Raw genomic sequence first — 21,415 nt, forward strand, 5'->3', positions numbered from 1 at the left:
CCTGAATTTATCAGGTATTCTTATTTATAATTTTCCGGAAAAAATCTCTCTCTGGCATACAAAAAATAACGGAACAGCTCATACTCTGAAAAAGAAAATCCTTACCTATATGAAGATTCCGCGTAGGTTCAAGACCTTAAAAATTAACCCCCAATTCCAATTCAAACCCATAATCACTCTTGTATATTTTGGAGGTTTGTATTTGTTGAAAAAAGCCGGCCCCGATCACAATCCCGAAATCTTCCCAAGGGATCCATACCAATCCTTGCCGGCCTTTGACCCCGATCAGGAAATTGTTTTTTCTCTTGTTTTGCAGCTCTTTAATGGACTCAAGCCCTACCGGTATATGCAATCCAAGACGACCGTACAAGCCGGGTAGAATTTTGACAAGCCCTTCCAATCCCCCTCCCAGAGTGTAAGAATCAACGGATTTGTAACCCTTCCGTTCCAAGACTTTAGGCTTCAGACTGTACTGGTCGTATGAAAGCGTAAACGGCAAAATAAAATCCTCTTCGCTGTCTGCAAATCCGGTATACGTAACTTTCCACCCTTGGCGGTATTTGCTAAATATTTTTTGAACGGTGAGCAAATTGTACCATTTCCGTAACGGGCTGTCAACATCCAAGATCCTTGGGTCTTTGAAGGAATTTACTTCTTCACTGTCTAAGGATTTCATCTTTGCGAAATCAGATTTCTGTAAACAGTCATTGATAAAATTAAGCATACAAAATTCCAAGGCGGCTCTGATTCTCTTTTCGTGGCTTGTATCAATTGCTGATGCCTGTGACAAGGGAAATACCTCCTCTTCATAATGGCGGATTTTATAAATCTCCTTCAACTGGTTTCCCACCCGTTCAAAAAAGCCCAGGTACATATGCACTCTTGTTTTGATATCGGTAATACTGCTTTGGGATTGCTGTATTTCCAAGTCCCAAATTTTAATTTGTATCGCCCTCCCCGCTTTGGTATAAGGAAAAGAAGTATCCATAAACCCTTGAACAGCCTCTGTTGCATTGGGGTATAAATAGAGAGGAATACCTTTGGGTTGTCCGTTTTTTGTCCACCCCAAATTCTTTCGCGTCCTTTCATCCAGCACTTTTTGGATATAGACAGACCGGGCATCATGCTTAAAAGGCTCCGTATTCAAAATCACTTCACCTTGCCCGAAAGTAGAAAGCGAACTACCTAAAAAGCAGACCAGATAGACAATAGATCTCACAATACCGGATTTTATCGTTGTGTACTGTAGTGAACTTCCACTTCTCTGATTTCATCCACATCAAACTGCAACACCAAATTTTGGTCTGTCAACCGGAGGATATTGGCTTTTACCTTCTCTCCCTTGTCATCCTTCATCAGGATATATTTGCCGTTAACATTCAACAGCCAGAAACCCCTCTCCTCTTTTCCTTCCGACACAGATGTAAAGTGCTTATCGTCTTTCAAAAAAAGATAATCTCCTTTTTCTTTTCGAGAGGGCTGATATTCTTCCGAAGCGACTTTGTATTTATCCAAATACCACTTTTTTGCTAAGTTATTTTCGGAAAGTGTTTGTGCACTGGTATAAAGCGCAGTGATCAATAATACCGCAATCATTACAAATGTTTTTTTCATAAAAATTTCACTTTATTTTTTTGACAAAAGTAGAATTGGGTATGGGCATCTTGTTTGTCCGTTTCGGACAAAAAACGAAACGAATGATAGGATGTTAACCCTAATACACGGACAACATGAGGTTTCTTTGGATTTCAATTGTTTGACATATGGCTTTTCCAAGCTTATTTCAGAGAAAAACACCCTCGATTATGTACCTTCGTACTTTATTTACAAACCATAATGGCATTACGTAAATAAGTACTATGGATCAATTGTAAACAAGGCGAAAAAAATGCTTTAGGTATGAAAGAGCTTCTACAAAATATCGGTATCGACAATTTTCATAACTTCCTTTACGAATACGAACCTGTCTTATTAGATTGGTGGGACCCGGAACATCAAACCTCCATAGAAATACAAGTGGGAAAAGACGAGGAAGGATTTATCGAGCTTACCGTGTTTTTCTGTCCTATGGTGGAACAAATTGTGGAACGCAACCCTGTTTTCTACACTAGTTTTAAAGAGGAAACAATAGAAGGTAATACACTCATTGCCAAACCTGTAGCCGACAGGATAGCCAGCGAATTAACACTGGAATTCTCAGAGGAACAAAATGCCTATTTCACTCAGTCGTACCCGGAAAGTAAACAGATTTTGGAGGAGCTATTGAATTTACTTTCCAACAAAACACCTCTGTACACTTTTGATCTCAATGAGGAAGAAGAGCAAACGGAAGATTTAATGCCGGAAAATGCCTTGGAACACTTTATTGCCATGCTTTCTATGAATTTGGAAGAGATGAACCAAGAAACCATTCTGGATGGGTTGGAAATGGCCATTGCCTTTGAAGGAGTGGAATATTTAGAAACTTTAAAACAAGAGCTTTCCAAACAAGAGACTTATGATTTTGAAAAAAAATATGGGATTGATCAAAATGCATTGGCTTTGATTAAAAAGATTGTAGAGAGCTATGAACTCTAAATGGAAAGCAAGCTCCTTTGATCTAAGATCCTACTCCCCATTTCATTATAAAGAAAAACTCAAGTTACCATCCGGCTCATGTTCATTTCCCTTAAAAAGGGTAAAAACTATCTTCCGAACAGTTTTTACCCCCTAATAAAGCTTTTTATACGCCTCCGCTTCCATGGTATTTCCTCACCTTTGAACCGAGTAACTTCCGGTGGGTGATTGAGTGAAACGGTGAATAAGTGAGTATAAACCCAACCTCAATCATTAAAAATATTTCTAACCTCTGATTGACCGGCAACTATTAATGGCCCGTATTTTCAGTAAAAAACGATTGGTCACCTATTCACTATTTCACTCATTTCTCAAATAGCCAAAACGGCACACTGCAACTCACACCTTGATTCCTCCCCTTGCATGCCCTTGCTTAGCGGTTTTCCATACTGGAAATCCACCTGTTTTCCACCCCCCAGTCCGGATTGGGGCTGGCGGATGTGGTGATCAGCAACTCCCCTCCTTCTGCTATTTCTTCATGACTTAGCCAATTGCGATTTAAAGGCTTTCCCTTCCAGATAGCTTTCCGAATATAGGCATGTGCCGGGTCATAGTTTTCCACCCGGATGGTAAATATATTGCCCTTTGGCCAGCGAATACTCACGTGCTCCAGTAAGGGGGCATGCAGGTAATACACCGCTTCTCCTACACATGCAGGGAACAAGCCTGTAGAAGCCCATACATACCAACTGGACATGGTTCCGGCATCATCGTCCATCGTCCGGATATACGCCTCCGGCTGGTTTTTATAGATCTTCCCGATATACGATTCCGTTCCCCGGCTATTGTTATTGAAGTAATGTTGAACCATGGTGTCCACCGCAATCCGGTGAATAATCTCCTGGGACTTCCAGGGTTGGGAAGTTCCCTGATACATGCCCGGTACTTGCAGGTCCGGCTGATTGGCGTGATTGTAATAGTCCCCGTCAAAAAATTCATCCAGCTGAGAGAGAAAAACATCTTCCCCCCCGGCCAGTTCAATCAATCCTTTTTGGTCGAATGGAACAAACCATCGATACTGCCAAACGGTGCCTTGGTACATGCCTCTGGCTCCCATCCGGTCTACATCCTCCCGGCGGACATCTTGGAACTCACTTCGCCAGGTCTCTTGATAAGCCATTGCTTTTTGGCTGTATTCTTTTGCCAAAGCGTGCTTGCCCGTTGCCGTCAGAATTTCAGCCAAGGCCCAGGCATCATAAGCCGATTCCAAGGCTTTATCGGGATGAGCAAGCTCCAAAGCGTCTACTTCATGAATCAAGGAATCTATGATGGGATCAAAATTTATTTTATATCCTTTTCGATAAGCATCCAACAAAACGACTATGGCATGTTCTGTCCTGACAGTGGGAGCAGGAGACTTTTCCGAAGCAAAATCTTTTTTCCCGTAAGGATATAAATTAGCAATAGAAGTCGCCATATCTTGAAAGTAATCAGGGTACATCAAAGACAATAAGGGAAGTTGAGTCCGGTAATTATCCCAAATCGCCCAACCATGGTAAAGAGTCTGTGATGACTGTTGTATACTCCCGTCAATGGCCTTGTAATAGCCATCCTCTTCCGAAATCCGGTAAGGTGACTGAAGAGCCCTGTACAATAAAGAATAGAATAACTTGACTCTTTCTTCCTCTCCTTCTACCTCCACCTGACCTAACAGTGTATTCCACACTTTTGCACTTTCGGTTTTTGATTCTTCAAAGGAGGTTTTGCGAAGGGCTGCTTTGGCATACTCCACATTTACCGAAGAAAAAGCGATATGCACTCCCACTTCTTGCTCCTGGGAATTAACCGTAGCAACCAAACGATGCGAAGACACTTCCTTCCATTGTACGGAAGTATCAAATTCCAAATAGTAATACAAGCGGTATTGCCCTGCTCCACAAGTTGTACGGGCCTCTATCCAGCCGCTCAAGGATTTTTCTCCGAGGTGGTGCTCTTCCTTCCGGAAACGATTGACAATGGAGTGACTCAAGTCGATATAAAACCCCTTTTCCCCTTGTGGGAATGCATACCGGTGTGCTCCATACCTGTCAACCACGGCAAATTCCGCGGAGATTTGATTGGTAAAACGCACACTATAATATCCGGGATAAGCCTTCTCTTCCTTTTTTATCAGCCGGGTAGATTCCCAATCACTCCCTAAAAACGGTTTGACTAAAAGATTTCCACCACTTCCTTGACACCCAACCCCTTCCAAACGGTTATGTGTAAATCCTAAAAACTCCTTGGCCTTGTATTCATAACCGGTATGGGTAGAAGGATAGGTATGTGGTCCTATACTCAACATGCTAAACGGGTACGAAGCGGCCGGAGATAACTGACCGTTGTCTCCGGATGAGCCAAGAAATACATTCACATATTCGGAAGGTGTGTGTATGTTTTTATGGCCTTTATGATCGTGCAATGGCCTTTGACACGATAAGGCAATGATGAGGATCAAATACAAATAACGAATACGCATAATGTTCGGATTAAGGGTCTAAAGGTTCGTAGGGATTCTGATGAAAACTTTCTACTATCGGCAGAAACTCAATGGTGGTAGGAGAAATCCTTTCCAATAATTTTCCGGGAAGGTAGCCCAGCTCTTCGATACAACGATCCTGAAATTTCTGAGACCCCACATAATCGCTGTGCCGGTAATTGGTCGTCACCAAGCTGGGTTTTTCCTCCGGTACTCCATAAGCATACAACAGTCTCGAAGCGTTCCGAAGGTTCGTAGTGGTATGCCGGGCGTGCGGTTCGATCAAAATATGTTTTTCCTGAATTCCGTACTTCTCCATCAACTCCTTTTTCATTTCAATGGCTTCACATACCGGTGTACGATAGGGATGTACATGCCCTCCGGAAACTATCAGTAATGGAGCCAAACCTTCCTGAAACTGCCGGGCGGCAATCCGCAAGTTCAACTTTCCGTTAGGAGTAAGCCTGACACCATACATTTCCGAACCAGCTCCCAGTACTACAATAGACGCATAAGGATAATCTTTCCAGTGAATAGACGGAATAAAATCCACGGCAGCTTTGTTTTCCAAAATCTCCATCGGCTCATAACGGGCAGCCTCATCCCGATGGTTGAGGTATAAGAGCGAAACAGCAAAATCCAAAGGACCGTCAAAAAACAACTCACTTTTTTCGGCTTGGGCAAGCACTTCTCTCGCCCACATATGAAGCGTATTTTTATAGGTGTTGTTCTCCACATTATAAGTCACCGAATCAATGGCGGGGTATAAGGGTTTTGCCCCGTTTCCATATACTTGGATACTGTGATTGATCCCCTTCGCACACAATTCCCAAGCTTTATTCAAGATTTCTCCTTCCGGCAAAGAGGCCCATACTTGGTAAGTTCCGGAAGGTTGAAGGTGCTGTTGAAACAATTTTTTCAAAGTGCTTTCCTTTTTTGATAAACCCTTCAAGTGTTCACCGATTTGACGGATTTCCTCATCCGACCATAAAAAAGCATTGACCACACCCGCCCGGTCTTGTGCACCGCTTTCTATAGCCTTTTTAATCGTTTCCAGTTTTTCCTTTCGAAACTCAAGCAATACCTTGTCTTCGGTCAACAAGGTTTTGACTTCCGGGATTTTTTGAAAAAGCGTCAACAAGTAAAAATTCTTGTCTTGCACCAAAGAAGAGGATTGCCGTTTTTTATATCCGGGATCGTACTGTTTTGACATACTTTGCCCCCACGCATTGGAAGTAAAAAGGCACAAAACAGCAAGCCCAACCATTAGTTTATTCATTGTGCTTGAATTATAGAATTGAAAAGATTAAACCCTTTGAGGAGAAATAATAAACTCAAGTGATTGAATGGTATGTTTTTCTGTATTTTAATGAAAACAATTCACCATTTCACTCATTCTCTAAAATTCTCAAGGAACACAACTGGTGTTCATCAATGAGTATTTTCTCAGATTCCGTAAGGTTATTTGAAAAAACTGCCAGGCAAAGCTGCCTGACAGTAAACAAGTAGATAAACAGATGAAATTTTCAATGGTCAATCCACCGGTCTCATCCGGTCTCCGGACTAATACCCTTCTCTTTGCGTCACCTTGTCTCTCCCCACCACATCGATATACTTCTGAGGAACAGGAAAATACTCATTGACCCCTTCTTGAAAATATGCATTAGTGAGATGAGACCGTTTTGTTTTTTCCGCTTCAATGTATTTGTTCATCACTTCAGCCGCATTTCCCCAGCGAACCAAATCAAAGAAGCGGTGTCCTTCCATGGCCAACTCCAGTCTACGCTCCATATGAACCGCCTTACGAGCCTGCGCAAGATCTGCCCATGGGTTTGTATAAAGTTCAATATTGTAATTCGCAGCAGGAGCCGAATTGTCCAAACTCATTACATACTGGCTGTCATGGGCCCGTTGGCGCACTTGGTTTACCAACTCTCTGGCTTCCTCCAACTGATTCAGCTCCACCAACGCCTCCGCTTTCCACAACAGCAAATCCGCATACCGGATGATATAGTAGTTCAAGGCACTGATATAAGGCCAGGTTTGAATTTGCAAAGAAGATTTCGCCGATACAATTCTCTTTTTCGGACCAAAGGGGCCATAGGTAGACAAATCGCGCGCCCAAGAAGCTTCGTATTCTACATCCAAGTCGAGATAGGGAATGCCCGGACGCCCTACCGTATGATCCAAACGGGGATCTATAAAATCGCTATCCTCCACATCCACATTATCATAAACCGGCAAGCCGTTGGCACTGGTTTTATAGGCATTGATCAGGTTTTGAGAAGGGCGGTGAAAACCGTATTGAGAATAATAAGGCCCTCCGGGTGCTGCCAGCCGGTCACCGATTCCCCCGTTGTAATTGTTAGGCGCTCCGTCATTTACGGTGTGTTGTACGGCAAAAATGACTTCTTTACTATTGTCATTTTCCGGAAGGAAAACATCTCTGAAGTCCGGCAACAATTCGTATTTCTGACTGGAAATCACTTCATTGGCAGCAGCCAACGCCTCAGTCCATTTTTCCTGAAATATATAACACTTGGTCAAATAGGCTTTGGCGGTGATCTTATTTGGTCTTCCTACGTCTGTTTGGTCCATAGGTAAATTTTCATAAGCCGTTTGGAAATTCTGCTCGATTTTTTCCCATAACTGTTCCGAACTGTATTCCGTATTGGAGACGTAATAGTCTTCAATCAAAGTCGCTGACTCATCGATATACGGTACCTGGAAGTAGATTTTTTTCAATTCGAAATAATAATGCCCTCTCAAAAAATTCAACTCTCCCCTACGCACCTTTTTCAATTCCGCATCGAACTCTTCCGAAGCATTCAGCAATTGAATGGCTACGTTTACCCGTTTCACTCCTTCGTAAAGAGCGGCCCACTTGCGTTCCACATCGATGATGGTAGGGTTGATGTTAAAGATTTCCATCAGGTGGATCTGGTTTTGGTCTCCGGTACCCCCTCCACCTTTGTAAGCATCGTCAGACATTACATCGCCAAAACTCCAGTTAGAGGCAGGAGAATTATAGGCATTGCTGGCTCCGTCAATCTGTCCGTTTAACACGCTGTAGGCGGCAATGATGGCCCCTTCCACATTCTCAGGATCGGTCATATTTTCCGGTGCGATTTCACCATATGGTGTTTCGTCCAAGAAGCTGTCGGAGCAAGCCGAGGTTAACAACACCAATGCAAGAAATATATATTTTAATCTGTTTTTCATTTTTATTGACTCATTAGAAATTCCTATCAAACATTTGATCATTTGACTCCTTAAGAGCAACTTAAAAATTCAGGTTAAGCCCCAAAGTAAAAGTCCGGGACGGAGGATAAATTCCCCGGTCTACACCGATATCCAGATTCCGGTTTCTGGAAGAGTAATTTTGCAAACCGATTTCCGGAGTCATTCCTCCGTAATTGGTAATGGTAAAGACGTTGTTAACTTGCCCGAATACTCTAAGGTCCATGCCTTTCATTTTATCACTAGGGAAAGTATAACCCAACTGTACATTGTACAACTTGAAATACGATCCCTTTTCAACATAATAAGAGGATACTCTGATATTATTGTTAGGGTCGTCCAGTGTGAGGCGGGGAATTTCCGCATTCGGATTGTCCGGAGTCCAGGCATTCATTACATCTTCACTTTTGTTATAAGCCGCCTGGTTAAAAAACTCGGTTTTGTACTTTGTCAGGTTATAAATATCATTTCCGAAGGAAGCGTTGAACAACATGGCCAGATCAAAACCTTTATAATAGAAGTTCATATTAAAACCCAAGATCAAATCGGGGTGCGGAGAGCCAATATAGGTGCGGTCTGCGTCATCCAGATCGCCATCGCCATCCACATCTTTGAAACGCAAATCACCCGGCTGGGCATTCGGCTGTATACCATGTGCATCCACTTCTTCCTGGGATTTAAAAATTCCCATGGCCTCATAGCCGTAAAACGAACCGATCGGTTGTCCGACGGCCGTCCGGGAAATTTCCTGGTCAAAGTTAACACTGTGCAACGATGAACTCGGAATCCCCAGGTAAGATACGCTGTGTAATTCGGTCAATTCGTTTTTATAGGCCGTCAGGTTTACGCCTAGGTTATAATTGAGGGCACTGACATTTCCCTTGTATTTTAAGGCAAGTTCCAACCCGCTGTTTTTCATTTTTCCACCATTGATCCAGGTTCCGTCATTGGTACCTCCATAGGTCAGCGGAATAGGCGAATAGATCAGAATATCGTCTGTAATTTTATTGAAGTACTCGGCTGTCATTTGCAACTTATCGTCAAAAAAACCAAAGTCTAGTCCGATGCTGGTCTGGCTGGTCACCTCCCATTTCAAGTTGGGATTGGCGACCCGGGTTTGCACCAAGCCATTTCCTATAGCCTCTTGCGCCCCGTCAATGGCATAGTTTGAATAGGTGGCGTTATTTTGATAACTGAATAAGGTAGAATACGCAGGCACCTGTTGGTTGCCGGTTTGCCCCCAACTCATGCGCAACTTCAAGGAATTGAAAGCACGTCCAAAGTCAAAGAAAGGTTCTTCGCTGATTCTCCAACCTACAGAGAAGGCAGGGAATGTCCCCCATTTGTTATTGTTCAAGCGAGTGGTTCCGTCTCTACGGAGGGTCGCCGAAAATAAATATTTATCGTTAAAGCTGTAATTCAGTTTTCCAAAGTAGGATAACAAAGACCATTCGTTGGCACTGCCCGAGTTCAACTGATTATCCGTACCATAGGACAAGTAACGGAAGTTGGGATCTTCGTAAAGGAAAGATTGTCTGGAGGCCGAAAAGCCTTCGTAATAATACTGTATGGCTTCCTGGCCTAACAACACATCAAAACTATGCTTCCCGAAATCCCGCTGATAGTTCAAGGTATTCGACCAAGTTAATTGATAGTTGAATGAGTTGTTGGTACCCAAGCTGTTGACGTTCCGGGAAACCAAAATTTCATCAAATTTCGGTGAAAAGCCCCGGTAATTGTAGTTTTGGAAATCTATTCCAATATTCGTTTTGAACGAAAAGTACTTGAGGTCAAGTTCGGCAAAGGCATTTCCCAGGATACGGATATTCTTCTTCACATTGTCCTTTCCACGGTGCAAACTTCCCAAAGGATTCGCCAAATCGTTCAGAGGATTTCCCCCAAAATTTCCTTCTGAGTCTCTCACCGGAACGATGGACGGGAATTGAAAGGCATCGTATACAATACTACCCAAAGAAGTGTTTATCCCTACATCGGTTGTCCGCGAAAAAGTAGCGGAAAAGTTCTCCCCAACATTGATCAGGTTCTTGATTTTGTAACTGGAATTAAAACGGGCAGTATACCTTTCAAACCCCGTATATTTAATAATTCCTTCCTGATTGTAATACCCTAAAGTTAAGGCATGCCTTCCTTTTTCATTGCCTTTGGATACGGATAAGTTGTACGATTGCACAGCCGCCGGTTCAAAGATTTCCTGTACCCAATCCACATCGGCACTTGGGAGGGTTTGTTCCTCATTCAACCATTGAGGAACAACGGCTTGGTTCGGGTCATCACCATACACATCGCTGGAAGGAGTTCCCCCATCGTTTTTTACAGCTTGCCACAACATGTCACCATATTGCCGGGCCGAAAGCATTTTAGGCAAGTTAAAAGCCTTTTGAATTCCTCCGTAAGCGTTGAATGAAATAGTACTTTCTTCTCCCGAACCTTGTTTGGTGGTGATCACGACCACTCCGTTTGCCGCTCTCGATCCGTAAATAGAAGCCGCTGCGGCATCTTTCAATACTTGGATGGATTCGATATCGGCGGGATTGACCGTATTTAAACCTCCCGACACAGGGACCCCGTCTATGACATAAAGCGGATCATTGTTATTGATGGTGCCATAGCCTCTGATCCTCACCGTCACGTTTCCTCCCGGAGCATTATCGGTCAGCACCTGTACACCGGCCATCCGGCCGTCCAGCATTTTGTCGATACTGGCCGTTGGCAACGATTTTACTTCCTCCGGATTGATGGTTGCCACAGAACCGGTAATGTCTTTTTTCTCTTGTATATCGTATCCCATCACTACCAGTTCTTCCAATTGTGTAGCATCCGGCTGTAAAGCTACTTCCACCCGGGATTTGCCGGAAATATTTATTTCGGAGGTCACATAGCCCATATACGAAATGGCCAGCATTTGGTAAGTATCCGGAAAAGAGAGCTTAAATTCTCCGTTGAAATCGGTAATGGTACCCATGGTTGTCCCCACCACTACCACAGAGGCCCCCGGAAGCGGTTCTCCGGATTCTTCATCGGTTACTTTTCCGGAAACGGTGATATCTTTTACCAGCTCCTCACTCACTTCTACACGTTGTTGTGGCTCTTCCAAGCGGTCAATTACATAAATGTTTTGATTGATCCTTTTGAAATTGAAAGCGGTCTGTTGAGCGATGTTTTCCAAAACGGTTTTCAAGCTCCCATTTTGAATATGCAGGTCTACCAAACCGGCACTTTGATTGACTTTGGCATTATAGGCAAACTGAAAATCGGTTTTCAGTTCTATTTCGGAAAGGACTTCGGTCAATCGCACCTGACGGAGGTTGATCGAAATCCTCACTTCTTCAAGACTCTGACTTGAGGAGGGGCTTGCTACCAGGAGTTGAATAGCGGCCACCTGAATGAAAAATACATATAATAATTGCCTTGACACAACCAGAAATAGGTTTTGTAAGTGATGTTTCATACTTTTATAAAATTATAGTTTATGATCGCTTTGGCCCAAGCCTGATCTCTTGGGCGAAGTAATAAGTCCGGAACTGCTGCAACAGCTCTGGACTTTTTTTATTCCTTACCCGGTAAGGAATAAATATGCAGGTTCGGATTTACCGTTTTTTCATAGGCAAAAAGTTTTGAGTAAACAGTTTTCGAAGAGCATCATCTATGAGCTAGTTCTCTAGTTTTTACATCCTTTTCCCGTAATGACCACCTTCCTGTCATTGACAAATTTGTAATTAAAATCGACCAATAATTTTAAGCCATTCAACACATTCTTCAAGTTTTCATCTTTATAATTGGCCCGTACCAGGCACTTGCTCGCCAAAGTGTTGTTCATGGAAATCTCTACATTGTACCACCGTTCCAAAGTTTTCATCACTTCTGACAAGGGTACCATTTCAAAATACAAGGCATTGTTTTTCCAAGCCAAGTAAGGCGTCAGATCTACTTCTGTTACCGCAATCGAATGGTCGGTAAGTAGAAACTTCCCTTGTTGGTTGGGAACCAACACTACGTCTTCCACTTCCGAAGCCTCTTCTTGCTCCAAAACCTTCTTTTTTGCGGCCACTTTTACTTTCCCGGTAGCCACTGTCACCTCTACCCTGTCAGACGGAAATGCCTGGATATTAAAGGAAGTCCCCAACACGGTAGTCATCAAGCCGTTTGATTCCACTACAAAGGGTTTTTGAGGGTTGCGTGCCACATCAAAAAAGGCTTCTCCTTTTAATAAGATCTCCCTGGCCGTATCTGCAAATACTGCCGGGTAAGTAATGGAACTTTCCGCATTGAGCATCACCACCGAACCATCGGCCAAAGTAATGCTTAAGCGTTGGCCTTTGTCGGTTGACTTGGTGAGGTACTTTACCTCTGATTTTTCAGGTTCCTTTTGCGCAGGTTGAACGGTAAGCCAAACCAATGCCCCTAACAAAAACAATGAAGCGGCAATACGGGTAAACTGCCGGAACCCCGGCTTCAAGCGTTTTACAGGAGCAGATGTTTTTTTTCTGATTTGTGTCAGAAGAAATTGAGTACTCTCCTCGTCCAACTGGGCCCCTTGTTTTTTTTCCCATTCTTTTCTCATCAAACCCTCCAACTCTTCATCGCTCCCGTACTTCTCCATCAAATAATAAAGCTCTTGCAGCTCTTCCCGGGTACAGCCTTGCTTCTGTAGCTTTGACGTTAAATATTTTTTTCTTGTAAATGTCATATCAAATAAGACAAGTCAGGCCAAGCAGTAACCTTCAGCATTTATCTTGTTTTTATTCTAATACTTTTAAGTGCAGGGATGGGGTGAAGTCAATAATCAAAAAAACCGGAAATTAACGGTTCATTAATATTGCGATAACAATAAGGAGAAAGTCCGTCATGGGAGCGATATGGGTTCGAAGCGTTTTCAGCGCCAGGCGTAAGTGCGTTTTGACGGAATTGACAGAAATGCCCATTTTATCTGCGATTTCCTGATGGGAAAGCTGTTTGTACCGGCTTAATTTATACACATTTCTCTGTTGGGGGGAGAGTTCATCCACTACTTTCTCTTCTATTTTCTTGATTTCCAGAAAGGTCAGATTTTCCTCTATCGTATTCTCACTGAACTCAGCGGCCTGAAACGGATGGTTCATTTCAAACTCTCGGCTATAACGGGCCTGGTGATCTTTGATCTGGTTTTTAGCGATGGTATACAGGTAGGCACTTAGAGATTTATCCGCATCAATCCGTTCCCGTTTTTCCCACAGCCGGACAAAAGTTTCCTGAACAATTTCTTTACTTAACTCTTCGGAAGCCAAGAGTTTCAAGCAATATCCATAGAGTTTATCTTTAAACAGATAGTAGACCTGTTCAAAAGCTTTCGTATCTCCCTTACTGAGCTTTTTAGCAAGTTTTTGTTGCGATATGTAAAGAGGACTTTTGATAAGTGTATTGTTTTTTCACCATCAAAGAAAAAGAATTACACAGGTTTAAGCAATCCTGAATCATCAATTAATTGTTAAGCTTGGAGATCCATAGACGTAAAACACCAACAAGCTTCAGTTACTATTTAGCCACCTTACTTATTGAGCCGTTTGTATTACCTATAGCCATACAAAGGCTTGATGACGGTTCTAATTCCCTTGCCGGAATTTGAAATTGATTGGCAAAATATTGATTTAAATGAAATTTTCCTAAATTTTCAATAGAAGTTCTAATCAGTCACCTGGTTTTTCAAACCGATATACCTGCCCTTTGTGAGGGCTTGACCTTGCAAATAAAATTCACCCTTTTAAATATCTTCTGTGCACCACATTTCTTATCAGCGGTTTTTATTACTTTTGGAGAATGCTACTTCGAATGCCAATAAACACAAAATAATTTTCACAACAACCGTGAAAAATCCGTCTTTTTACTCACCTATTCAATAAGGACTTCCTTCAATCAAGAATTGAATTTGAATCCTTTTTCCTATTTGCCAGAAAAAAGAGCTGAAATTCAACTATCAAAATGTTATAAAAAAATGTAAATGTATAAGTAATTATGAGAATCCTTTTTTTGTTATTCCTTTCACTATTTTTATTCCGATGTTCTCCGCAAGGACAACAAAACACTACAGCGATGTTCGGAGCAGAAGACCTACGACTTCATTGGGAATTGAAAACCAACCTGGCTGACGGAGGAAAACACGAGGCTGTTTTATCCATTCAGAACAATAGCAAACAGACTCTGGGTAAAGATTGGGAATTGTACTGGAGTATGATGCCCCGTGAGATTTTACCGGAATCCATTCAAGGCCCGGTAAAAATTGAGTGGATCAATGGAGATTACTATAAGATGACTCCTACCGAGCAATTTTCTTTACCGGCAGGTGAAGAAGTAAAAATCTCTTACCAAGGGAGAGGGCCAGTCATCAAAAACTCGGATGCCCCTAATGGTTTTTATTTTGTTTTCTTCGATGAAAACGGTGAGGCTTCTCAACCGGTGATTGTCAATAACTACGACTTCACTCCTTTTACCAAACCGGAGCAAATCCACCGCTCAGCCAATGATCAAATTGCCATCCCTACCGCTCAATTGCGGTATGAGGAAAACGAATACCTAAGCCTACTTCCTCAAGACCAACTACAGCCTATCATTCCTACCCCGGCTTCATTCAAACAAACGGGTGGTGAAATTTCGTTAACAAATGCCTTTATCATCCAGCATGCCGATGGGTTGGCCTCCGAAGCACAGTTGCTAGCCAAAGAACTGGGGCAATTAGTAGGCAGCCCTATCAAGGTAGAACAAGGGGAAAAACCCGCAGCGGATAGAATTACCTTGCAGGTAAAACCTGCCAAAAATGCCGAAGCGTATCAATTGACCGTATCGAAAGCGCAGGGGGTGGTTATTAACGGAAGCTCTGCCACAGGGGTGTTTTACGGAACACGAAGTTTGCTATCGTTGTTACCAACGGATGCTTACGAAAAACCGAAAAATGAACTTCCGGTCAAAGAAGTGGTTATTCACGATCAGCCGGCTTTCGGATACAGAGGTGTTCACTTGGATGTTGCCCGGAATTTCACACCCAAAGCAACCGTAAAGAAAATGATCGATGCAATGGCTTTCTACAAACTGAACAAGCTATTGTTTCACCTGACAGAAGACGAAGGATGGCGTTTGGAAATTGAAGAGCTTCCTGAGCTGACGGAATTCGGTTCACTCAGAGGACACTCACCCAATGACCAACAATTTTTGCAACCTGCATACGGATCGGGCCCTGACCCTCATGCCCCCAATACCGTAGGAAGTGGTTACTATACCCGGGAAGACTACAAAGAGATCTTACAATATGCTCAGGAACGCCATGTAGAGGTCATTCCGGAAATCAACGTACCCGGGCATTCCAGAGCCGCCATAAAATCCATGGAATACCGTTACCGGAAACTGATGGAACAGGGTAAAGAGGCAGAAGCAGAAGAATACCGACTTGCCGATCCGAATGACTCTTCGGAATACCGTTCTGCCCAATGGTTTACCGACAATATTATTTGTGTATGTAAGCCTTCCGCATTAAAGTTTTACGAAACGGTAATCAATGACCTTGTGGAAATGCATGAAGAGGCCGGAGTTCCTTTGAAAATGTTGCATACCGGAGGGGATGAAGTTGCCAGAGGCGCTTGGGCAGGTTCTCCGATTTGTCAGGAGTTTTTGAAATCGCACCCGGAAATTGACAACCCTCAAAACTTACAACGGTATTTCTTCCGTCAAATCACCGAGATGGTACAAGCCAAAGGCATAGAAGTGGGAGGATGGGAAGAAATAGCCATGAACTTTCACGAAGACGGCACATGGACTCCTAACAATGAATTTGCCAAAGCCAATGTGGTTCCCTATATCTGGAATAGTATCTGGCCGTTCCAGGACTTAAGTTATCGCCTGGCTAATGCCGGTTACCCTGTAGTGTTATGTAATGTCACCAATTTTTATTTTGACTTAGCCTACGATAAAGACCCGGAAGAAAGCGGGCTCTATTGGGGCGGCATGGTCAATACCCGTAGCGGCTATGAATTTGCTCCGTACGATCTCTTCAAAACCACTTTGATGAACGGCAACGGAAAGAAATACAACCCCGAAGAAGATTTCAAAGATATGGAAAGGTTGAAGCCGGAAGCCCGTCAAAACATCCTGGGTATTCAGGCACAACTTTGGGCGGAAACCATTAAAGGGGAAAAAATGCTGGAATATTATTATTTGCCGAAGCTTTTTGGTTTATCTGAAAGAGCATGGGCCGGACAAGCCGAATGGGCGAACATTGAAAATACCACCGAACGAAGAAAAGCCGTAGACAAAGAGTGGAACCGGTTTGCCAACAGCATTTCACAGAAGGAATTTGTTCGTTTAAGCCATATGAATGACGGGTACAATTACCGCATTGCCTTGCCCGGAGCGGTGATAAAAGACGGAAAGCTCCATGCTAATATTGCTTACCCCGGTTTGGAAATCCGCTACACAACGGACGGTTCGGAACCCACCGCAACCTCACCTTTGTATGAAGGGCCTATAGAGGTTAACAAACAAGTCATTAAGCTCAAGGCTTTTAATTCCACAGGCCGCTCCAGCCGTACTTCCGTACTGAAAAGAGACGATAAGGAATTTGAAGCTTTATCCAAAATGAAAAAGTAAAACGCTAGTACATAAGTGAATACTACTTACAGGTTACGCCCTTGCATTAGCAGGATGGTGTGACCTGTTTTTTTTGCCCTTCTTTTTATACCTCTATTTGATAAGTATTTTTTTGGAAGATCAAATGATAGACGTATATAAAGCCTGTGATTTATTAGTTTTGCAGATACTCAAAAGCACAACAGCATGAACCGTATTGACCGACTCACCGCGCTAATGGTGTATCTGCAAAGCACCCGTTGGCGAACGATCGAAGAAGTTTCCGAGCGTTTTGACATTAGCAAACGGACGGCCTTCCGCGACCTAAAAGCACTGCAAGAAGGGGGAATCCCCATCCTATCCGAACCCGGAAAAGGCTATACCATTATGCAGGGGTATCACCTTCCTCCGGTAATGCTCTCCAAAGAAGAAGCGGCTTCTTTACTGACAGGAGAAAAACTGGTAAAGAAGTGGGGAGACTCTTCCTTACAACAACACTATCAAACGGCCATGGAAAAAATCAGGTCAGTATTGCGAAGCCGGGAAAAAGACTTTGTAGAAACACTGGATCACCAAATGGACTTTTCACATTACCTTCCCGCTATGAATGTATTGAACCAAAAGTCGTATTTTACTACCTTACAAGAGGCTATTTTTAACCGGGAAGTGATTCGGATTGACTACTATTCTCCTTTGACAGAACAAAGTACCACACGGAGTGTTGAACCTCTGGGATTATTGCATATAGGCAATTACTGGCAATTGGCCGCCTGGTGTAGACTGAGAGAGGGGTACCGGGCTTTTCGGTTAGACCGGATGAAAGCCATCTACCTTACGGGAAAACAATTTCCCGAAGAGTCCGGACACTCCTTACAAGCCTTTCAACAGAAAAAGTCTGATGCCCACCAGCCGACCCATTCCGTGGTACGGTTTACCAAAACGGCCAGCCGGTATATCACCGAGAACAAGCATTTTATGCGCTGGGTAAAAGAAGAGGAACAGGATGAGTTTGTGGATATGACTTTTGAAACCGTTTTCCCGGGTGATTATTTTGCCCGTTGGTTATTGAGCTTTAGCAACCAGGTGGAAGTCATTTCCCCTGATAGTTTGCGACAGCGTGTTAGGGAATTGGCACAAGAAGTATATGAGCAACATTGTACAGAATAATTACAGAACCTCTCACTCCCAAACCTTCCAGGTTTCGAAAACCTGGAAGGTTTCAACAGCTCTCCTCCCCCCTCCTTAATGAAAAGCTTCACGCTTGGGCAAAGTATCCAAAAAGAAATTGAACCAGAATTTCAGGTTCTCATTTTCCGACACGTCCAAATACCGGAAAATCTCATAGGCAAACTGGATCATAGCCGTACCGCTTGCCGTGATCAGGTTGTCCGCTTGCACCGCAGGTTTTTCCAAATAAAAAGTATCTCCTTTGTACTCCGGAGCAACTGACTTCATATACCCCAAATGGTTACTGGTATGGGGTACAGTTTCCAAGTATCCTTGTTGGGCCAAGAATATCGTAGCACCACAGATGGCGGCCACACCTTTGTTCGTCTGTAACATTCGGTCTACCAAAGGTTTGATTTCCAAATTCCCTCCTTTCTCCCAATCGTTCCCTCCCGGCAAGATCAATAAATCTATGTCTTTATCAGTAACTTGAGCCAGTGAAGTATCCGGCACTACCGTTAAATTCCCTAAAGTTGTGACTGGTTTCCCGTCAACAGACACCGTTTTCACTTCTACATCCGTAAACAAATGCAAGCCGGGCATCACCAACGCACTCTCCCAATCAGAAAACCCTTCAAAAATAAATACATAGCAGGTTCTTGTCTTAGCAGTTTTCATTTTAGCTCAAAAATTAAGTGGAAGATTATTTTCGAACAAATATTGGACTCCTGAATGACAGCCTTATGTCAGTACATAAAAGTTTTTTTTCGATGGAGAAGTGTAAACCTTCCAGGTTTCGAAAACCTGGAAGGTTTTTTCAAATGTTCACACCTGTACCCAAGCTTCCCGGTTAAACGTTTGATGTTCTTCCAAACCCACATACCCCAACTGGTTGGTCAGCATCCGTGTACCGTTGATTTCAAATTTGGGAACATTCCGGTGACTATGCCCATAAATCCAAACATCGGCAGATGAAGCTTCGATCAAAGAGGTAAGGTCTACACAAAAACCTTCGTTCAACGGGCTATTTCGAAATTCTTCCACGTTACAAAAATGACTGGGCAAATGGTGAGTGATGACCACCTGTTTTTTTGTTTCTTTATTTTTGAGGGCATTTTTAAGAAATAACAATGCGTGGTCATGCAGGTAATTATAAGTGTCCAGGCTCAGAAGCTTTCCTCTGAATTGAATTCTTTGAAAGTCAAGCAAACCTCTCAATACCTCCCAGGGTTCCTTTTGTATTCTGGACCATAAGGTGGTAAAAATCAAATGGGTATCCTCTATCACCAATTCTTTATTGTTCACCAAATGCACATTGTGCCGCAACGCAATGTCCATTTCCCCTTCTGAATTTTCGACATTATACCCCGAATAGTACTCGTGATTTCCCGGAATTAAAAAAACCTGCTCAAAAGCATGAGAGAGCACATCAAAATAAGGATGTTTGTCAAAATCCCGGCCCAGATGGTATGTATCCCCTGCGATGATCAAGAGGTCGGCTTTCGGAACCAAAGGGTTTTGATCCAGCCAGGTCCGGTTATCCGGAAATTCCAAATGCAAGTCAGAGCAGTATTGAATTTTCATGGTCTTGAGCGTTTGAGGTTGACACGCTCAATTTACAATATATCCGAATAACATGGAAGAAGGCATCGCCTGAGAGGGTGGAGTATTTTCAACCTAATACAAACAAATACTTCATTTGCTTATACATGAAAGCCCAAGGGCTGTCAATAGAGCCCCCCGCCTCTTTTACCGAAGTGATATAAATTTTTAAATGATTATTATCACAGTCAACTCAACTGTCCATCCATTTGTCCGTTCCTCCACAAAGCCAACTTGCATCGTATCCCAGTTCTTTTAAAAACCGGGCCCCCTCTGCTGACCGTCCCCCTCCCTTATTGCAAACCGTTACGTATTGATATCCCTTATCCAATCGTTCCTTTCTATCCTTCAGCTCCGGTAATTCGATGTTCAATGCACTGGGAATATGTGCCTTTGCAAACTCTTCATTATTTCTAACATCAATAATTCGAATTTTTCTTTGGGCTTGAAGAGCTTGTTTCACTTCGTGTACTTCAATACAATTTTTGGTTAATTTAACCGGTTCCGGCATACGGAATTTTATGATTAAAGACGAGAGGATGGTCAAACCGCCAATGAGTAAAATAGCATACTCGACCCCGAAGACATCAGCCGTTATGCCCGAAATCACCGCTCCAAAAGCATACCCCAAATCTCTCCAAAGCCTGAACACCCCGATGCTTTCTGCCCGTTGTGCCGGATTTGTTACCTGTGCAATCGTGGAGAGAAATGTCGGATAGACCAGTGCTGTTCCAAATCCTAACAAGGCAGAAAGGCCTACCCACAATAAAAAGTGATTGCTATAGGGAATGACCAAGATAGCCAAACCCTGCAAAAGCATTCCCCAAAACAACATGCCTTTTTTAGAGTAATGATCAGACATTTTACCGGTAAAAAGCTGCCCGATTCCCCAAACTGCCGGATAAATCGCTGTAATGAGGCCAATGCTTTCAGTAGTATGATGCAGCGAAATAAGAACCATGGGAAGCAAACCCCAAATCATCCCGTCATTGAGGTTGTTTACTAAGCCGGCTTGTGTCACCGCACTCAGTGTCCGGTTTTGAAAGGTCGTTTCTACAAATACATTCTTTAACGGACCGGTGTCGTTGCGGGAACTTTCCTTATGTACAAATACGCGAGTATCTTTTACCCAAAACAAGGTTAATAATAAACCCATTAAAGATATAAAAATGCCTATATAAAACGGATAAGGGGTAATCCCATATTGATCGGCCACATAACCGGTCAGGAATGCCACCAGGCCTACGGCAAAATACCCGGCAAACTCATTCAGTCCCATGGCAAAACCTCTGTCCTTTTTACCTACCAAGTCTATTTTCATCACTACGGTGCTGCTCCAAGTCAGTCCTTGGCTCAGCCCTAAGAGTACATTGGCCAAAATCACCCAATTCCAACTAGGGGCATGCATCAACATGAACGGAACGGGAATTGCCATAAACCAACCCAATAGCAGTAGATTCTTTCGTCCAAATTGGTTCGCCAACCGGCCGGTATAATAGTTCGCAAAAGCTTTACTTAGGCCAAAAGCGGTGATAAAAGATAAAATAGCAGTTTTGGAAGCCACCCCGAATTCAAGCTCTGCGAATTGCGGAAAAATAGTCCGCTCCATTCCAATCATCCCACCGACAAAGGCATTGACAATTACCAAAAGGGTAAATTGTTGCCAGTTTTCTTTCAATCCGAGTTTTACATTTTCCATGGTCACCCACTCATAGTTTAAGG

The 21,415-nt window shown here is 43.1% G+C and carries 14 protein-coding genes; 3 read left to right on the plus strand and 11 right to left on the minus strand.

All coding sequences use genetic code 11. The annotated features are described in order from the left end of the window. Positions 1-136 precede the first annotated feature (136 nt). Together AAG747_RS25500 and AAG747_RS25505 are read right to left on the minus strand one after the other, a co-directional pair. Positions 137-1,219, minus strand: coding sequence for a hypothetical protein (locus AAG747_RS25500; protein ID WP_346824083.1), 1,083 nt, complete (start codon positions 1,217-1,219; stop codon positions 137-139). Between the two features lie 11 nt (positions 1,220-1,230). Further along, the gene (locus AAG747_RS25505) at positions 1,231-1,614 is read right to left on the minus strand and encodes a lipocalin-like domain-containing protein (RefSeq protein ID WP_346824084.1); all 384 of its coding nucleotides are present in this window, start codon (positions 1,612-1,614) and stop codon (positions 1,231-1,233) included. A 285-nt stretch (positions 1,615-1,899) separates the two neighbouring features. Between AAG747_RS25505 and AAG747_RS25510 the strand changes: the two genes are divergently transcribed. After that, positions 1,900-2,577, plus strand: a complete 678-nt coding sequence (locus tag AAG747_RS25510) for a hypothetical protein (protein ID WP_346824085.1) — start codon at positions 1,900-1,902, stop codon at positions 2,575-2,577. Between the two features lie 412 nt (positions 2,578-2,989). On the opposite strand, the gene AAG747_RS25515 is transcribed toward AAG747_RS25510, so the two are convergent. From AAG747_RS25515 to AAG747_RS25540, 6 genes are all read right to left on the minus strand, one after another. Beyond that, positions 2,990-5,074 carry a glycoside hydrolase domain-containing protein gene (locus AAG747_RS25515; protein ID WP_346824086.1) on the minus strand — a complete coding sequence of 695 codons (2,085 nt, stop codon included), beginning with the start codon at positions 5,072-5,074 and terminating at the stop codon, positions 2,990-2,992. Positions 5,075-5,084: 10 nt separating this feature from the next. Further along, complete coding sequence (locus tag AAG747_RS25520) at positions 5,085-6,353, minus strand: YdcF family protein (RefSeq protein ID WP_346824087.1); 1,269 nt, start codon at positions 6,351-6,353, stop codon at positions 5,085-5,087. 284 nt (positions 6,354-6,637) lie between these two features. Continuing rightward, complete coding sequence (locus tag AAG747_RS25525) at positions 6,638-8,296, minus strand: RagB/SusD family nutrient uptake outer membrane protein (RefSeq protein ID WP_346824088.1); 1,659 nt, start codon at positions 8,294-8,296, stop codon at positions 6,638-6,640. A 61-nt stretch (positions 8,297-8,357) separates the two neighbouring features. Then, positions 8,358-11,783, minus strand: coding sequence for a SusC/RagA family TonB-linked outer membrane protein (locus AAG747_RS25530; protein WP_346824089.1), 3,426 nt, complete (start codon positions 11,781-11,783; stop codon positions 8,358-8,360). Between the two features lie 210 nt (positions 11,784-11,993). Beyond that, on the minus strand, positions 11,994-13,022 hold the full coding sequence (locus AAG747_RS25535; RefSeq protein ID WP_346824090.1) for a FecR family protein: 1,029 nt from the start codon (positions 13,020-13,022) through the stop codon (positions 11,994-11,996). 112 nt (positions 13,023-13,134) lie between these two features. Beyond that, positions 13,135-13,725, minus strand: coding sequence for an RNA polymerase sigma factor (locus AAG747_RS25540; RefSeq protein WP_346824141.1), 591 nt, complete (start codon positions 13,723-13,725; stop codon positions 13,135-13,137). Between the two features lie 676 nt (positions 13,726-14,401). Between AAG747_RS25540 and AAG747_RS25545 the strand changes: the two genes are divergently transcribed. Both AAG747_RS25545 and AAG747_RS25550 read left to right on the plus strand, forming a co-directional pair. After that, the gene (locus AAG747_RS25545; protein WP_346824091.1) at positions 14,402-16,945 is read left to right on the plus strand and encodes a family 20 glycosylhydrolase; all 2,544 of its coding nucleotides are present in this window, start codon (positions 14,402-14,404) and stop codon (positions 16,943-16,945) included. Between the two features lie 186 nt (positions 16,946-17,131). After that, positions 17,132-18,091: a helix-turn-helix transcriptional regulator gene (locus tag AAG747_RS25550; protein WP_346824092.1), complete on the plus strand. Its 960-nt coding sequence runs from the start codon at positions 17,132-17,134 to the stop codon at positions 18,089-18,091. A gap of 75 nt (positions 18,092-18,166) precedes the next feature. Here AAG747_RS25550 and AAG747_RS25555 read toward each other — a convergent pair whose 3' ends face one another. The 3 genes from AAG747_RS25555 to AAG747_RS25570 all read right to left on the minus strand — a co-directional run bounded on the left by AAG747_RS25555 (position 18,167) and on the right by AAG747_RS25570 (position 21,392). Then, positions 18,167-18,769, minus strand: a complete 603-nt coding sequence (locus tag AAG747_RS25555) for a type 1 glutamine amidotransferase family protein (protein ID WP_346824093.1) — start codon at positions 18,767-18,769, stop codon at positions 18,167-18,169. A gap of 147 nt (positions 18,770-18,916) precedes the next feature. After that, positions 18,917-19,675: a metallophosphoesterase gene (locus tag AAG747_RS25560; protein WP_346824094.1), complete on the minus strand. Its 759-nt coding sequence runs from the start codon at positions 19,673-19,675 to the stop codon at positions 18,917-18,919. Between the two features lie 211 nt (positions 19,676-19,886). Beyond that, a complete protein-coding gene (locus AAG747_RS25570; RefSeq protein WP_488168904.1) occupies positions 19,887-21,392 on the minus strand; it encodes an MFS transporter in 1,506 nt (501 codons plus the stop codon). Positions 21,393-21,415 lie beyond the last annotated feature (23 nt).

This window comes from Rapidithrix thailandica, from assembly GCF_039710355.1.
Lineage (GTDB): Bacteria > Bacteroidota > Bacteroidia > Cytophagales > Flammeovirgaceae > Rapidithrix > Rapidithrix thailandica.

Coding starts and splice junctions, on each gene's coding strand:
- AAG747_RS25530 (WP_346824089.1), bottom strand. CDS start 11,783: ATGAAACATCACTTACAAAACCTATTTCTGGTTGTGTCAAGGCAATTA.
- AAG747_RS25515 (WP_346824086.1), bottom strand. CDS start 5,074: ATGCGTATTCGTTATTTGTATTTGATCCTCATCATTGCCTTATCGTGT.
- AAG747_RS25525 (WP_346824088.1), bottom strand. CDS start 8,296: ATGAAAAACAGATTAAAATATATATTTCTTGCATTGGTGTTGTTAACC.
- AAG747_RS25555 (WP_346824093.1), bottom strand. CDS start 18,769: ATGAAAACTGCTAAGACAAGAACCTGCTATGTATTTATTTTTGAAGGG.
- AAG747_RS25535 (WP_346824090.1), bottom strand. CDS start 13,022: ATGACATTTACAAGAAAAAAATATTTAACGTCAAAGCTACAGAAGCAA.
- AAG747_RS25570 (WP_488168904.1), bottom strand. CDS start 21,392: ATGGAAAATGTAAAACTCGGATTGAAAGAAAACTGGCAACAATTTACC.
- AAG747_RS25560 (WP_346824094.1), bottom strand. CDS start 19,675: ATGAAAATTCAATACTGCTCTGACTTGCATTTGGAATTTCCGGATAAC.
- AAG747_RS25550 (WP_346824092.1), top strand. CDS start 17,132: ATGAACCGTATTGACCGACTCACCGCGCTAATGGTGTATCTGCAAAGC.
- AAG747_RS25510 (WP_346824085.1), top strand. CDS start 1,900: ATGAAAGAGCTTCTACAAAATATCGGTATCGACAATTTTCATAACTTC.
- AAG747_RS25545 (WP_346824091.1), top strand. CDS start 14,402: ATGTTCGGAGCAGAAGACCTACGACTTCATTGGGAATTGAAAACCAAC.
- AAG747_RS25520 (WP_346824087.1), bottom strand. CDS start 6,353: ATGAATAAACTAATGGTTGGGCTTGCTGTTTTGTGCCTTTTTACTTCC.
- AAG747_RS25505 (WP_346824084.1), bottom strand. CDS start 1,614: ATGAAAAAAACATTTGTAATGATTGCGGTATTATTGATCACTGCGCTT.